15 protein-coding genes are annotated in these 14,662 nt (G+C 70.1%); 11 read left to right on the top strand and 4 right to left on the bottom strand.

Going from position 1 to position 14,662, the window contains the following annotated elements:
• Positions 1-4 precede the first annotated feature (4 nt).
• The gene (locus ABD256_RS09020) at positions 5-520 is read left to right on the top strand and encodes an XRE family transcriptional regulator (protein WP_344415585.1); all 516 of its coding nucleotides are present in this window, start codon (positions 5-7) and stop codon (positions 518-520) included.
• Positions 521-593: 73 nt separating this feature from the next.
• On the top strand, positions 594-2,081 hold the full coding sequence (locus tag ABD256_RS09015) for a sensor histidine kinase (RefSeq protein ID WP_425546408.1): 1,488 nt from the start codon (positions 594-596) through the stop codon (positions 2,079-2,081).
• 245 nt (positions 2,082-2,326) lie between these two features.
• On the opposite strand, the gene ABD256_RS09010 is transcribed toward ABD256_RS09015, so the two are convergent.
• A complete protein-coding gene (locus tag ABD256_RS09010; protein ID WP_344415580.1) occupies positions 2,327-2,653 on the bottom strand; it encodes a DUF3099 domain-containing protein in 327 nt (108 codons plus the stop codon).
• Positions 2,654-2,713: 60 nt separating this feature from the next.
• Positions 2,714-3,979 carry an amidohydrolase gene (locus ABD256_RS09005; RefSeq protein ID WP_344415578.1) on the bottom strand — a complete coding sequence of 422 codons (1,266 nt, stop codon included), beginning with the start codon at positions 3,977-3,979 and terminating at the stop codon, positions 2,714-2,716.
• Between the two features lie 65 nt (positions 3,980-4,044).
• Here ABD256_RS09005 and ABD256_RS09000 point away from each other — a divergent pair, with 65 nt between their 5' ends.
• The 7 genes from ABD256_RS09000 to ABD256_RS08970 all read left to right on the top strand — a co-directional run bounded on the left by ABD256_RS09000 (position 4,045) and on the right by ABD256_RS08970 (position 11,530).
• Complete coding sequence (locus ABD256_RS09000; RefSeq protein ID WP_344415576.1) at positions 4,045-5,541, top strand: DUF7782 domain-containing protein; 1,497 nt, start codon at positions 4,045-4,047, stop codon at positions 5,539-5,541.
• The gene (gene dtd / locus ABD256_RS08995) at positions 5,541-5,975 is read left to right on the top strand and encodes a D-aminoacyl-tRNA deacylase (protein ID WP_344415574.1); all 435 of its coding nucleotides are present in this window, start codon (positions 5,541-5,543) and stop codon (positions 5,973-5,975) included. The genes ABD256_RS09000 and dtd overlap by 1 nt, the downstream gene beginning before the upstream one ends.
• 299 nt (positions 5,976-6,274) lie before the next feature.
• Positions 6,275-7,318 (top strand): sigma-70 family RNA polymerase sigma factor, encoded by a 1,044-nt coding sequence (locus ABD256_RS08990; RefSeq protein ID WP_344415572.1) that lies wholly within the window; start codon positions 6,275-6,277, stop codon positions 7,316-7,318.
• A gap of 234 nt (positions 7,319-7,552) precedes the next feature.
• Complete coding sequence (locus ABD256_RS08985) at positions 7,553-9,229, top strand: fumarate hydratase (RefSeq protein WP_344415570.1); 1,677 nt, start codon at positions 7,553-7,555, stop codon at positions 9,227-9,229.
• Positions 9,230-9,321: 92 nt separating this feature from the next.
• The gene (locus tag ABD256_RS08980) at positions 9,322-9,945 is read left to right on the top strand and encodes a dihydrofolate reductase family protein (protein WP_344415568.1); all 624 of its coding nucleotides are present in this window, start codon (positions 9,322-9,324) and stop codon (positions 9,943-9,945) included.
• Positions 9,942-10,295: a YciI family protein gene (locus tag ABD256_RS08975; protein WP_344415566.1), complete on the top strand. Its 354-nt coding sequence runs from the start codon at positions 9,942-9,944 to the stop codon at positions 10,293-10,295. Before ABD256_RS08980 ends, ABD256_RS08975 begins: the two co-directional genes overlap by 4 nt.
• Complete coding sequence (locus ABD256_RS08970; RefSeq protein ID WP_344415564.1) at positions 10,292-11,530, top strand: RNA polymerase sigma factor; 1,239 nt, start codon at positions 10,292-10,294, stop codon at positions 11,528-11,530. Before ABD256_RS08975 ends, ABD256_RS08970 begins: the two co-directional genes overlap by 4 nt.
• Here the strand turns inward: ABD256_RS08970 and ABD256_RS08965 are convergent.
• Both ABD256_RS08965 and ABD256_RS08960 read right to left on the bottom strand, forming a co-directional pair.
• Entirely contained in the window at positions 11,519-11,896 is a 378-nt protein-coding gene (locus ABD256_RS08965) for an MFS transporter (RefSeq protein WP_344415562.1), read from the bottom strand. The two genes, ABD256_RS08970 and ABD256_RS08965, sit on opposite strands and share 12 nt — an antisense overlap.
• Positions 11,897-12,149: 253 nt before the next feature.
• The gene (locus ABD256_RS08960; RefSeq protein WP_344415560.1) at positions 12,150-12,581 is read right to left on the bottom strand and encodes an SRPBCC family protein; all 432 of its coding nucleotides are present in this window, start codon (positions 12,579-12,581) and stop codon (positions 12,150-12,152) included.
• 774 nt (positions 12,582-13,355) lie between these two features.
• Here ABD256_RS08960 and ABD256_RS08955 point away from each other — a divergent pair.
• Positions 13,356-13,826 carry a hypothetical protein gene (locus ABD256_RS08955; RefSeq protein WP_344415558.1) on the top strand — a complete coding sequence of 157 codons (471 nt, stop codon included), beginning with the start codon at positions 13,356-13,358 and terminating at the stop codon, positions 13,824-13,826.
• Positions 13,823-14,152: a transcriptional regulator gene (locus ABD256_RS08950; RefSeq protein WP_344415556.1), complete on the top strand. Its 330-nt coding sequence runs from the start codon at positions 13,823-13,825 to the stop codon at positions 14,150-14,152. Before ABD256_RS08955 ends, ABD256_RS08950 begins: the two co-directional genes overlap by 4 nt.
• Positions 14,153-14,662: the final 510 nt, after the last annotated feature.

Below are 14,662 nucleotides of genomic sequence, written 5' to 3'. Positions count from 1 at the left end.
CGGTATGCGCCGACGCGACATCACCCACCCACGACTCCGCAAGATCCACGACGATGTGCATCTGGAGCAGATCCGGGAAGCCGTCGAGGCCGGGGATCCGAGCATCTTCGGCGAAGGCCCGACATCGAACACCATCGATGTGGCCGTAACACCGCTACTCGGAGACGCCGGGATAGAGAACTTCCGGCGCTGGGCGAAGGAAGGCGAAACGAGCACGCTCCGCGCGAACTCGGTATCCATCATCGGCTTCCTGCCAGGACGCCGTAACGCCGAGCTGGTCGCCGAGATCCTGGAGACGGACCCGAGAGTCCGTCGGCTGTGCGTGGCCTCCGAAGTTTCCAGGCTGATGCAATGGGAATGGAGCACGGCGCTGGCGGTGGCGGACGACCCCCGGACGGCACCGGAGGCGACCGCGCTGGCCGCGCGGCTGGCGAAGTCGGTGATCGACCCGAAGGACAGTGAGTCCCGGTGGTGTTCGGCGTGGGTGCTGCAACGGCTCGCGCCGATCCTCGGCGACTGACCGAGCGGCGAGCGCGAAGCCCACAGCTGCTTCACAGCGACCCCACACCGCGTCCACACCAACCCGCCGCAGCATGGACGCCATGGAGCCGCGGGCCAGGCGGCCGCGCGAGTGGCCGCTCCGAACGAAGCTGATCGCCGCACTCGTCGTGCTGCTGGCGCTGGCGTGCGTGCTCATCGGCGTGGTCAGCGAGTTCGCGCTCGGCGCGTTCCTGACGCGCCAGGTCGACGAACGGCTCGGCTCGGCGACGATCCGCGCCACCGCGTTCAGCGGCGACCACGGGCACGGCGACCCGCTCGACGCGCCGGGACAGGCATCGGGCACGCTCAACGCGCGCATCCAGAACGGCCGGATCGCCGACGCGGCAACCCTTTCGGCGCGCGGGGAGCGCCAGAAACTGGACCCGGCCACGACCGGCGCGCTCACCGCCATCCCCCAGGACGGGCGCCCGCACACGCAGGCGCTCGGCGCGCTCGGCGACTACCGGCTGACGTCCATCCCGGTGCCGGACGGGGCGATCGTCACCGGGCTGCCGCTGAGCGGTGTCCACGACACCCTGCTCACCGTCGGCCTGATCTTCGGCGGGGCCGCCTTCGCCGTGGTGCTCGGCACCGGGTTCGCCGGCGCGGCGGCGGTGCGCCGGACGCTGCGCCCGCTCGACCGGATGGCCGCCACCGCGACCAGGGTCGCCGAACTGCCGCTGGACCGCGGCGAGGTGGCGTTGTCCGAACGCGTACCGGACACCGACCCCCGCACGGAGATCGGTCAGGTCGGCGCGGCGCTCAACCGGATGCTCGGGCACGTCGGCGACGCGCTGTCCGCCCGGCACGAAAACGAGCTGCGCGTCCGGCGGTTCGTCGCCGACGCCAGCCACGAGCTGCGCACACCGCTCGCGGCCATCAGGGGTTTCGCGGAGCTGGCGGCCCGGCAGGCCGCGCCGTCACCGGGGCTCGCCCACGCGGTCGGCCGCATCGAGTCCGAAGCGGACCGGATGACGAGCCTCGTCGAAGGCCTGCTCCTGCTCGCCAGGCTCGACGAAGGACGCCCGCTCCAACTGTCCGATGTGGACCTGTCACGGCTGGTGACCGACGTCGTCGGTGACGCGCGGATCGCGGGGCCACGGCACGAGTGGGCCATCGACCTCCCCCGAGACGCCGTTCTCGTCACCGGGGACGCCCAGCGGCTGCACCAGGTTCTCGCGAATCTCCTGTCCAACGGCAGGACCCACACGCCGCCGGGGACGACGATCACGACCGCGCTCGCGCTGTCCGGCGAAGACGTCGTGCTGACCGTGACCGACGACGGTCCCGGCATCGATCCCTTGGTGCTGCCGAGCGTGTTCGAACGGTTCGCCCGCGGCGATTCCTCGCGCTCGCGCGTCGCGGGCAGCACGGGGCTCGGGATGGCGATCGTCGCCGCGGTGGTGGTGGCGCACCGCGGCACGGTGACCGCGACCAGCGAACCGGGGCTGACCCGGTTCGAGGTCCGGCTCCCGCGCACAGCAGGGGCACAGCAGGGGCACAACGGCGGCCGAGGTCGGATCACCACGCTGGCACCATGACAGCGACGGTCTACGACCTCACCCGCTGACGCGTACTTTCCGGGGCGGTGGCGGCTGCTGCTCGCTCGCGGGCCGAGATCCTGGCGCTCAAGTCCCTGAAGGATGCTCCCATCCAGAGGCACGACGGCCGCGGATCCAGCCTTCGCGATGCCTGCTTGCTCCAAGCCGCGTACCCCGAAGGGGACCTTGAGGGAACTTGAGGGAATCTGACGCCGCGAAGGGCTCCCTCAGGCCGTGAGCACTCCTCAGCCGCCGTCGATTACTTGATGGCTGCGGCTTTCGATGGCCTTGGCCTCGCGCTGGTAGCCGCTCATCTTCTCCGACTTGCGCGGCGGGCCGTCGTTCGCGATCAGCACCGCCATCCACGGCAACGGCACCGACAGCACGATGAACCCGAGCGCGAGCCACCAGGTGTGGTAGAAGATCCCGGCCAGGATGAGGCACGGGAAGCGCAGCCCCATCATGAGCATGTACTTGCGCTTGCGCGCCGCGAACTGCTCGTCGTAGGAAGGGGCGGCCTCGGTGATCAGCACCGGGGTGACGTCCCGCGATTCGGATGCCCGCTCGCTCACGACATCACCTCCTGGCGTCCATCGTCCCACCCCGCCACGCGGAACGACAGTGGGGCGGGTTCACCGCGCGCCGAGCCACTGCAGCGCGCCCACGACGAGCGTTTCCACGCCCGTCGCAAGGGTCGGGTGCACCACCGGTGCGAACAGCGGCGAATGGTTGGACGGGATGTCCTCTTCGAACCTGCCCGCGGTCATCGCGGTGACCACCGCCTCCTGGTCCATCCCGCCGACCAGCCAGAACACCGACGGCACCCCGGCGGCGCGGCCGAACTCGCTGAAGTCCTCGCTGCCGGTGACCAGCGGCGCCCCCATCGAGCGCTCCTGGCCGAAGTGCTCGCCGAACGCGGCGGCGAGCGCGGCCGTCGCCGTTTCGTCGTTGGCGGTCACCGGGAAGGTGCCGATGTGCTCGATGTCGGGGCTCTTCGGTGAGCCCGCGGTGACCGCCTCCCCGTGCACGATCCGTTCCACCGCCGCGACGACGCGTGCCCGGACCTGCTCGTCGAAGGTGCGGATGTTCACCTCGAGGGTCGCGTGGTCGGCGATGATGTTGTGCGCGGTGCCGACGTGCACCGACCCGACGGTGACGACGGCCGACTCGGTCGCCGAGATCTCGCGCGACACGATCGTCTGCAGGCGCAGGACCACGGACGCGGCGAGCACCGCGGGGTCCACCGTGGTCTCCGGCCGCGAACCGTGCCCGCCCTTGCCGTGCAAGGTGATCCGGAGCGCGTCCGTCGCGGCCATGAGCACTCCCGGCCGCGTCAGCACCCAGCCCGCGGGACCGGGCACGACGTGCTGGCCGAGCACCACGTCCGGCTTGCCCGCGTACGAGAACACGCCGTCGGCGACCATGCGCGCCGCGCCGTCCCCCTTCTCCTCCCCCGGCTGGAACACCACGAGCACCGTGCCGGACCACTCCTCGCGCCCGCCCGCGAGGAGATCGGCCGCGCCGCTGAGCCAGGTGGCGTGCATGTCGTGGCCGCAGGCGTGCATCACCGGCACCTCGGTGCCCTCGTCGCCGATCGCGCGCACGGTGCTCGCGTAATCGAGCCCGGTCTTTTCCTCGACGGGCAGCGCGTCGATGTCGGCGCGGAGCAGCACCGTCGGCCCGGTGCCGTTGTGCAGCACGCCCAGCACGCCGGTCCCGCCGATCCCGGTGTGCACCTCGTACCCCGACGCTTCGAGCCTGCGCGCGAGTTCCGCGGCGGTGCGCGTCTCCGCGAACGACAGCTCGGGGTGCCGATGCAGGTCGACGTAGAGGGCTTCGAGGTCGGCGAGTTTCGACTCGAGCGGGGCGAGGACGGCGGCGCGGCGTTGAGGTGTCACTTCGCCATCGTGGCAGCATGATCGCCCGTGAACACCGACGACGCGCGTTTCCCAGCGGAGAAGCCGTGAACGCTGACCAGCCCGAGTTTTCGCCCGAACTGTGCGCGCGCCTGCGCGACGCCCTGCTCCGCGCCGGTTACACGGCCGACGGCGTGGTCGACGTCCTCGGCGGGCAGGCGCACGCCGCGCTGGGCCGAGGCGAGCCGGAGCCCGCCATCCGCGCGACACGGGACGCGGGTGAGCTGGGCGCGCTCATCCGGCTGTTCCTCCTCGGCGAGCCCGTGGCCGAAGTCGAGGCGGCGGCCGCCCTGTCACCGGTCCCGATCGCCGACGCGATCGACTTGGGCCTGCTCCGGGTCGCCACCGAGGGCGTGCGAGCCGGTCTCGACCTGCGCCCGCACAGCGACGAGGAAGGCTTCTGGTGGGTCCTGTCGGACCTCGACTCCGACCAGCTCGGCGGCGAGGTGCCTGCCGATCACGTGCTGGGCGTCGGGCACGCTTCGCTGAGCCTGATCAGGGCGACCAGCAGGCGGCCGGTCGGCACCCTGCTCGACGTCGGCACCGGGAACGGTGTCCAGGCACTGCACGCCTCGCGGCACGCCGCGAAGGTGACCGCGACCGACGTGTCCGCCCGCGCGCTGGCGCTCGCGAAGGCGACGTTCCTGCTCAACGGACTCGACGTCGAGCTGCTCCGGGGCGAGTGGTTCGCCCCGGTCGCGCGGCGGCGGTTCGACCAGATCGTGTGCAATCCGCCGTTCGTCGTCGGGCCGCCGCGGGTCGACTACACCTACCGCGACTCCGGCCTCGCCGGCGACGACGCGAGCGCGCTCGTCGTGCGGCAGCTCCCCGGGTTCCTCGCCAACGGCGGCACCGGGCAGCTCCTCGCGTCGTGGCTGCACGTGCGCGGGGAGGACTGGGGCGACCGGGTGGCGCGGTGGCTGCCCGCCGGGACCGACGCGTGGTTCGTGCAGCGCGACATCGCCGATCCCGGGCTGTACGTCGGAACCTGGCTCCGCGACGCGGGAATCGACCCCCGGTCACCGCAGGGCAGGGCGAAGGCGAGCGCGTGGCTCGACTGGTTCGACGGCAACGACGTCGAGGGCATCGGCTTCGGGTTCGTCACCCTTCGCCGTGACGACGCCATGGGCGCGGCCCCCACGATCGTCTGCGAGGACCTCCGCCAGGCCTACGACGACCCGCTCGGCGCGGAGGCCGCGGACTGGCTCGACCGCGTCGCGTGGCTGCGGGCGAACGCGGACGGGCTGCTCGACACGCCGTTCCTGGTACCGCCGACGGTGTTGCTGGAACGCGTCGACACCCCCGGTGACGAAGGCTGGGAAACGACGGTGCGCAGGCTCCACCGCACCGATGGGCCCGGCTGGCAGCACGAGGTCGACGAGCTGGCCGCGGCGCTCCTCGCGGGCTGCCGCGGCGCGCTCCCGCTGTCGGACCTCATCTCGTTGCTCGCCGCCGCGCACGGACAGGACGAGGACGAACTCTCCGGCGCCGCGCTGCCGATGATCAGGGAACTGGTGCGGCACGGAATGGTGGTGCCCGCCTGATGCGAGCGGTCGTGGCACGCGTCACCGAAGCGCGCGTGACGGTCGGCGGCGCGACCGTCGGGGAGATCGGCGAACCGGGTCTGCTGGTACTCCTCGGCGTGCACACCGAGGACACCGAAGACACCGAGACGAAGGTCACCGCGATGGCCAGGAAACTGCATGAACTGCGCATTCTTCGCGAAGAGGAATCCTGTGCCACGACCGGCGCACCGCTACTCGTGGTGAGTCAATTCACACTCTACGGAGAGACCAGGAAAGGCAGGCGCCCGTCGTGGACCGCGGCGGCGCGGCCCGAAGTCGCCGAACCGATCGTGGACGCGGTGGTGTCCGCCCTGCGCGAACGCGGCGCACGGGTGGAAACCGGGAAATTCGGCGCCATGATGGCTGTGCACAGCGTGAATGACGGCCCCTGCACCGTTCTGGTCGAAGTCTAAAGAGGTCTAGACCACAGTTCGTCTAAACCACTGTTCGGGCCGCCGCCGTTCCCGTTGGCGTGGCTCGGCTCACGGCCGCGGCGCTCTCAGGAAAACCTCAGCTTTGGTGGAGCAACCGATACCAGGGCAGCCCCGTCATCTTGTCGGGAACACGGGAACGATTTCGCAACCGCTCGCGTTGACCCAAGTAACCAGCCGCCAAAGCTGGGGTCGCGAACCGAAGCACTCCACAGGCAGCGGTTCACGAAGCACAGCCGACGTGACTCCACCACGTCAGCCCGTGACCGGGGAGGCAGTACATGTCCGTCCAGACTCTCGAGCGCGAGGCTCGCGGGATCCGCCAGCGAACGGTCCCGAAGCAAGCCACCGAGTCCGCACTCGATTCCAGCATAACCACACTTCCGGCCGAGAGTGCGGATCTCGACGCGCAGAGCCCCGCGGCCGACCTGGTCCGCGTGTACCTCAACGGCATCGGCAAGACCGCGCTGCTGACCGCGGCCGACGAGGTCGAGCTGGCCAAGCGCATCGAAGCGGGCGTCTTCGCCGCGCACATGCGCGACACCGCGGAGAACCTCACGCCGAAGCGCCGTTCCGAGCTGTCCGCACTGGTGCGCGACGGCCACGTCGCGAAGAACCACCTGCTGGAGGCCAACCTCCGCCTGGTGGTCTCGCTCGCGAAGCGCTACACCGGCCGGGGAATGCCGCTGCTCGACCTGATCCAGGAGGGGAACCTGGGTCTGATCCGCGCGGTGGAGAAGTTCGACTACTCCAAGGGGTTCAAGTTCTCGACCTACGCCACCTGGTGGATCCGCCAGGCCATCACCAGGGGGATGGCCGACCAGGGGCGCACCATCCGGCTGCCGGTCCACCTGGTGGAACAGGTGAACAAGCTGGCCAGGATCAAGCGCGACCTGCACCAGCAACTCGGCCGCGAGGCCACCAACGAAGAGCTGGCCGCCGAATCCGGGATCGCCGCCCACAAGGTCTCCGACCTGCTCGACCACGCGCGTGACCCGGTATCCCTCGACATGCCGGTGGGCACCGAGGAGGACGCGCCGCTCGGGGACTTCATCGAGGACTCCGAGGCCACCGACGCGGAAAGCGCCGTCATCTCGGGGCTGCTGCAGGACGACCTGCGCCGCGTGCTCGCCACCCTCGACGACCGCGAGCAGCACGTGATCCGGCTGCGCTACGGCCTCGACGACGGGCAGCCCCGCACGCTGGACCAGATCGGCAAGCACTTCGGCCTGTCGCGCGAGCGCGTGCGCCAGATCGAGCGCGAGGTCATGTCCAAGCTGCGCCAGGGCGAGCGGGCGGACCGGCTCCGCGCGTACGCCAGCTGAGCCACCCGTTCGGCCGCGTTGACTTATGACCTAGGTCACGAGACGGTCGGATGCAACGGTCGGGGCCCGTTGCTCCGTCCACTAGGGCGGAAGTCTTCGCGGCAGGGTGCTCGCACCTGTGCCGCTTTCCCCGGAAGGTCGGGTCCGTCGGGGTGGGCCCGGCCTTCCGCTATCTCCCGTGCCGCGTTCGGTACCGTCAGGTGTTCTCCGATCGCGTGCAAGGGAGCCCGCGCAGTGACTGACGCCACCACCACCCCGTTCGACTACACGGAGGTCCTGCCGCTCGGCACGGACAACCGCACCGAGTACCGCCTCGTCACCCCGGACGGCGTCCGGGTCGTGGAGGCGGCGGGCCGGAAGTTCCTCGAGATCGACCCGGCCGCGCTCACCACGCTCGCGCGGGCCGCCATCACCGACATCCAGCACCTGCTCCGCTCCTCGCATCTCGCCCAGCTGCGCGCGATCGTCGACGACCCGGAAGCCAGCGGGAACGACCGGTTCGTCGCGATGGACCTGCTGCGCAACGCGGCCATCTCGGCAGGCGGGGTGCTGCCGATGTGCCAGGACACCGGCACCGCGATCGTCATCGGCAAGCGCGGCGAGGGTGTGCTCACCGGCGGTGACGACGAGCGCGCGCTGGCGAAGGGCGTGTTCGAGGCCTACCAGGAGCTGAACCTGCGGTACTCGCAGATGGCCCCGGTGAACTTCTGGGAAGAGCGCAACACCGGCACGAACCTGCCCGCGCAGATCGAGCTGTACCACCGTGACACCGCCGCCGGGGGTGAAGACCCGTCCTACGAGTTCCTGGTGATGGCCAAGGGCGGCGGCAGCGCGAACAAGACCTTCCTCTACCAGGAGACGAAGGCGGTCCTGAACCCGAAACGGCTCGCGAAGTTCCTCGACGAGAAGCTGCGCGGCCTCGGCACCGCGGCCTGTCCCCCGTACCACCTCGCGATCGTCGTCGGCGGCACGTCGGCCGAGTTCAACCTCAAGGTCGCGAAGCTCGCGTCGGCGCGCTACCTGGACGACCTGCCGACCGAGGGCTCACCGTCCGGGCACGGCTTCCGCGACCCCGATCTCGAACAGCAGGTGCTCGAGATGACGCGCCAGTTCGGCATCGGCGCGCAGTTCGGCGGCAAGTACTTCTGCCACGACGTGCGCGTGATCCGGCTGCCGCGGCACGGCGCGTCCTGCCCGGTCGGCATCGCGGTGTCCTGCTCCGCCGACCGGCAGGCGAAGGCGAAGATCACCGCCGACGGCGTGTTCCTCGAACAGCTCGAACGCGATCCCGCCCGGTTCCTCCCCGAGGTCACCGAGGACGACCTGTCCGACGAGGTGGTGACCGTCGATCTGAACCGGCCCATGGCCCAGATCCGCGCGCAGCTCGCCGAGCTGCCGGTGAAGACGCGGCTGTCGCTGACCGGGCCGCTCGTCGTCGCGCGCGACATCGCGCACGCGAAGATCGCCGAACGCCTCGACGCGGGCGAAGAGATGCCGCAGTACCTGAAGGACCACCCCGTCTACTACGCGGGCCCGGCGAAGACGCCGGAGGGCTACGCGTCGGGTTCGTTCGGTCCCACCACCGCGGGGCGCATGGACTCCTACGTCGAGCAGTTCCAGGCCGCGGGCGGGTCGCTGGTCATGCTCGCCAAGGGGAACCGGTCGAAGAAGGTCACCGCGGCCTGCCGCGAGCACGGCGGCTTCTACCTCGGCTCCATCGGCGGCCCGGCGGCGCGCCTGGCGCAGGACTGCATCAAGAAGGTCGACGTCCTCGAATACCCCGAGCTGGGCATGGAAGCCGTCTGGAAGATCGAGGTCGAGGACTTCCCCGCCTTCATCGTCATCGACGACAAGGGCAACGACTTCTTCGAAGCCACCTCGGAGCCCGTGCTGCAGATCAGCTTCCACTGACTTTTCCGCCTTCGCTGTCGATCGAGGGCTCGTTCGTTCGCCGTAGTTCGTGATGGCGCCAATCCCGGCGCCGTCACGAACGAAGGAACGACATGGGCACTTTGACGGTGATGGAGTTCGCGTCCCTCGACGGGGTCGTGCAGGCACCCGGCGGCGAGGAGGACGCGGGCGGCGGGTTCCGGCACGGCGGCTGGGCGGTACCGCATTTCGACGAGGAGATGATCGAACGGATCGCGGAGCGGACCGAGCGGGCGGCCGCGCTGCTGCTCGGGCGCGGGACCTACGACATCTTCGCCGCCACCTGGCCGCTCGCCGAGCCGGACGACCGGATCGGGGCGAAGCTGAACGGCATGCCGAAGCACGTCGCGTCGCGGACGCTGAAGACCGTGTCGTGGCAGAACTCCGCGCTGCTCACCGGCGACGCCGCCGAAGCTGTCGCCGCGCTCAAACGCGACGTGGAAGGCGAGATCCAGGTGCACGGCAGCGTCGGTCTGGTCCAGACGCTGCTGCGGCACGATCTCGTCGATGAACTCCGCCTGTTCACCTTCCCGGTGCTCGTCGGGTCGGGTCAGCAGCTCTTCGCGCACGGCACGATCCCGGCGAAGCTCCGGCTCGTCGCCACCGAGACGTCGGCGACCGGCGTCGTGGCCAGCACTTACGCGCGCGACGGCGACCTGACGTACGGTGCGATGGGACCGGAGACGGGGAACTGGTGAGGGGACGGGAAACCATGCCGCAGTACGCGATCCTGATCTACGAAAAGGAACTCCCCGGTGGCGTCGCCGACATCCCGCCCGAGGTGATGGAGGCCAACATGAGCGCCGGGGAGAAGATCGCCGCGATGGGCGCGACGGTCGTCAACGAACAGGGCCTCGAACCGGCCGCGACCGCGCGGACGATCCGCAAGGGCGGGCTGGTCACCGACGGGCCGTTCCTGGAGACGAAGGAAGTCCTCGCCGGGTTCTTCGTGGTGGAGGCCGCCGATCTCGACACCGCGATCGCCATCGGCAAGCTGTTGCCGATCATGGACGGCGCCGTCGAGGTGCGGCCGGTGCTCGGCGTGTGAACCCTGCCCGGCAAGCGGTCGCGGACGCGCACCGTCACGAGTGGGCCGCCGTGCTCGCCGCGACGGTGCGCGTCACGCGCGATCTCGATCTCGCCGAGGAATGCGTCCAGGACGCCTACGCCGCCGCGCTCGGGGACTGGACGCGCGGCGGCGTGCCGTCGAAACCGGGTGCCTGGCTGACCACCGCCGCCCGGCACAACGCGCTGGACGCGCTGCGCCGGGCGCGGACGCTGCGGTCCAAGCTGCACCTGCTGGTCGAACCGGAGCGGGCCGGTGCCCCGGCCTCGGACGGCGACGACCGGCTGCGGCTGGTCTTCCTGTGCTGCCACCCCGCATTGGCCGTCGAGGCTCAGGTGGCGCTCACGCTCCGGGTGGTGTGCGGGGTGGCCACACCGGACGTCGCGAAGGCGTTCCTGGTCTCCGAGCCGACCATGGCGGCCAGGATCACCAGGGCGAAGAAGAAGATCGCGACGGCGGGCATCCCGTTCCGGATGCCGGGCGCCGCCGAGCTGCCCGCGCGCGTGGACGCCGTGCTCACCGTGATCCACCTGCTGTTCACCACCGGCCACACCGCCCCGACCGGGCCCGAGCTGACTCGAACCGGCATCGCGGAGCACGCGCTCGACCTGGCGCGCCTGCTGCACGGCCTGCTGCCGGGCGAGTGCGAGGTCCGCGGGCTGCTCGCGCTGCTGCTGGCCAACCACGCCCGCCGCGCCACGCGCACCGCCGACGACGGGCGCCTGCTGCTCCTGGAAGAACAGGACCGCTCGGTGTGGGACGCCGGCGTCATCGCGGAAGCCCACGAACTCGTGGTGGGGGCGCTGCGCGGCGGCGGACCGGGCCGGTTCGCGCTGCAGGCCGCGATCGCGGCGCTGCACGCTTCCGCACCGTCCTATTCGGACACGGATTGGCCACAGATACTGGTGCTGTACAACGCGTTGCTGAAGGTGTGGCCATCCCCCGTGGTCGCGCTCAACCGCGCCGTCGCGGTGTCGATGGCGGACGGCCCCGCACCCGCGCTGGCCGAGATCGAGTCCCTCGAACGCGACGGCGGGCTGGTGGGCTACCGCTACCTGCCCGCCGTCAAAGCCGATCTGTTGCGACGGCTCGGAAAAGCACCGGAAGCGGCCGCGGAATACGAACGCGCGCTCGCGCTGACCGACAACGAAGCCGAGCGAGCCTTCCTGCTCGGCCGCCTCTCCGAGACGGGCGGCACACCGTCCTCAAAGGATTGACCGGGTTTCCCGCACACGCTGACGGATCGGGCGCTCCTTTCGCGCCACGCCGAATCCTCTCGCCAAGGGCGCGATCACCAACGCGACGACACCGACCAGGCCGAACGAGACGGCGAGGGAACTGTGCTGGGCGATCAGGCCGATGACCGGCGGCGCCGCGACGAAACCGGTGTAGCCGACGGTCCCGACGAAGGCGATCTCGCGCTCACCTCCGCTCCCATCGGCCCGCTTTCCTTGTTTCCCCGCCAAGCTGAGCGCCAAGGGAAACGACGCGGCGGCACCGATTCCGGCTAAGGCGAAGCCGGCGTACCCGACGGCGGGCACCGCGATGACGGCAGCGGCGATGACCCCGCCGCCGGCGAGCACCGCGCCGACGACCAGCGTGACCGAGGGCCCCTACCGCTCCTGCACCGAGGCACCGGCCAGCCGCGACACCACCATTCCGAGTGAGAACACGGTGTAGGCGTATGCGGCTTGACCTTGGGTGACCCCGAGCCGAGGCACGCTCCATTCGATCTCCGTGCCGGACAATCACGTGGCACTGGAACGCCCGGTCGATCTCGGCCGCTGCGAGGAACCGGCACCCGCTCGATCGGGCGCGGTCGACGCCGCGTAGGAGTCAGAGCGCTTCCAGCGTTTCGGTCATGGTGCTGACGACCTCGTCCCCGAGCCTCTCGAACTCGCGTTTCAGGAACGGGTCCGCGAGCTTCGCGAGGCCGTGGAAGGTGATCGTGGCGCGATAGGTGACGCGCGTGCCCTCGCCCAGCGCGGTGAGCGTGAGATCGTCGGTCGAGGTGACCGTCTTGTTGGTGCCGACGAACACGAGGCGCCCCGGTTCGGCGCGGTCGAGCCGGTAGGTCAACTCGGTCTTCTTCCCCCGGAACTCCGTGACGTTGTGCCATTCGGCACCGACGCCGAGTGGCCCGCTGCCGGTGCGGCGGCAGGACACCGTGCCGGGGTCCCAGCGTTCGCTGTGCGAGAAGTCCTTCAAGTACTCGATGACGGTGTCCACCGGCTTGCGCACGGTGAAGATCCGTTCGACGTCGACCATGGCTCTCCCTCGATAAGTGATTTCGTGAAGTTGGGGTTGGTGGTTGTCGGCGATGGCGGGCTGCTCGCGGCGCGGGCGAATGCCCCTGAAGGCCGCAGTGATGTGTGCGCGTCGGTTCCGGTGAGGTGGGTGGCGGATGCGTGGAGCTGTCGGGGCCTTGGTCTGTGAAGGTCGCCTTCGGGGAATCTGACGCCGCGATCTCGCCCCTCCCGGCGTGCGGCGTGGTGGTGCTGATGCCCTGAAGGTGACCTTCGCGGCGTCAGATTCCCTCAAGGGCACCTTCAGGGCATGCGCCCTGGAGCGGAGCAGCCCCGGTGAAGGCCGCATCCGCGGCATGCACATCCCTGAAGGTCCCTGCAGGGGCCTGAGCGCGGACGGGGGAAGAGGCGCGGGCGGCGAAATCCCAGCGCATGCCCTGAAGGTCACCTTCGCGGCGTCAGATTCCCCGAAGGGCACCTTCAGGGCATGCGCAGCGGACCCCACCTCGGCCTCTATAGGAGCATCCTTCACGGCGCTCAGTGCCGTCAAGGTGGCCTTCAGGGTCAAGGGCGCGCGCAACTCGATACGCAACCAGGTTCCCGAACGCGACCCGCAGGACACCGAACCACGAGCCGCCCTTCACACGACCTTCACGGGATCATCCGTCTCGGGATTCGACCAGGAATACCCCCGTGGCACCCCTGACAAACGGTCGCACCGCGCTTGCGCTCAGCACCTCGACGAAGTACTTTCGAAAGGGAAAGTACTTCACCCACTGCCGACTTGGGAGAGACCATGAGCGAAGAAACCGACGGAACGGCCCTGGCCGGGCAGGCGCGCGACGCACTGGCGCAGCGGGCGCGGTGGCCCTGGTGGTACATCGGGCTGATGGGGCTGGCGCTGCTGGGCCTGCTCGCGGCACCGCTGGTACCGCATCTGACGACGTGGAGCGGCGCGTACCAGGCTGTGATGTGGCCCAGCCTGGTCATCCTGCTCTTCGGCGACCTGCTGCTCTCGCGGCTCCGGGGAACGGCGTTTTCCCGCAAGACGCTGCGGGCCTACCCCTCCACCCGGCTCACCGGCGTGGCACTTCTCGTCGTGGGCGTGGCCGGGATCGTCGCGGTGAACCTGCTGGTCCGTGCCGAGGAGACCGGGCCGGGGATCGCGGTCGCGATCGCCACCGCCGTCATCGGCGCCGGGCTGATGTGCGGGATGAACGCCGCCATGCGACGCGACATCCGCGACGGCCGCGTAGTGCGCCCGTGAGCAGCGGCGCGGCGGCCAAGCGAGATCCGTTGCTGGAGGCGGGCACCCGGCTGGCGATGTGCGCGCTGCTGCAAGGCGCAACCAAGGTCGAGTTCGCCACGGTGCGCGAGATCGTCGGCGTCGCGGACTCGTCGGTGTCGAAGAACGCCCGGATCCTCGAGGACGCCGGGTACATCGAGGTCACCAAGGGCGCGGTCGGGCGACGGCCTCGCACCTGGTTCCAGCTGACCCCGGCGGGCAACGAAGCCCTCGGCGGTCACCTGGCCTGGCTCGACGAACTCCGCCGGACACCGACCGGTCAGTCGCGAACCGCCTCAGATGAGTGATTCCGTGAAGATCGCGTGCAGGGTGGGCTGTGGTTTCGTGCCCTGCGGGTCACATTCGGGAACCTGCTCGCGTATCGAGTGCGCGCTGCATGCCCCTGAAGGCCACCTTGACGGACACAGCAACGCGAAGCGTTTCCGTAGGGGTGGTGGTCGGGTGACGGGTGGGCGGACACAGCAACGCGAAGCGTTTCCGTAGGGGTGGTGGTCGGGCGACGGGTGGGCGGACACAGCAACGCGAAGCGTTTCCGTAGGGGTGGTGGTCGGGCGACGGGTGGGCGGACACAGCAACGCGAAGCGTTTCCGTAGGGGTGGTGGTCGGGCGACGGGTGGGCAGCACTGAGCGCCCCAAACTCGGCCTTCGCACCACCATCGCGGGGTGGCGGCACCACAGCGGTATGCCCTGAAGGCCACAGTGATGTGTGCGCGTCGGTTCCGGTGAGGTGGGTGGCGGATGCGTGGAGCCGTCGGGGCCTTGGTCCGTGAAGGTCGCCTTCGGGGAATCTGACGCCG

Origin of the sequence: Amycolatopsis minnesotensis (genome assembly GCF_039529815.1) — a bacterium.
Classification (GTDB): Bacteria; Actinomycetota; Actinomycetes; order Mycobacteriales; family Pseudonocardiaceae; genus Amycolatopsis; species Amycolatopsis minnesotensis.
The sequence above is the reverse complement of the archived record's forward strand: the minus strand, read 5'-3'. Positions and strand labels throughout refer to the sequence as shown.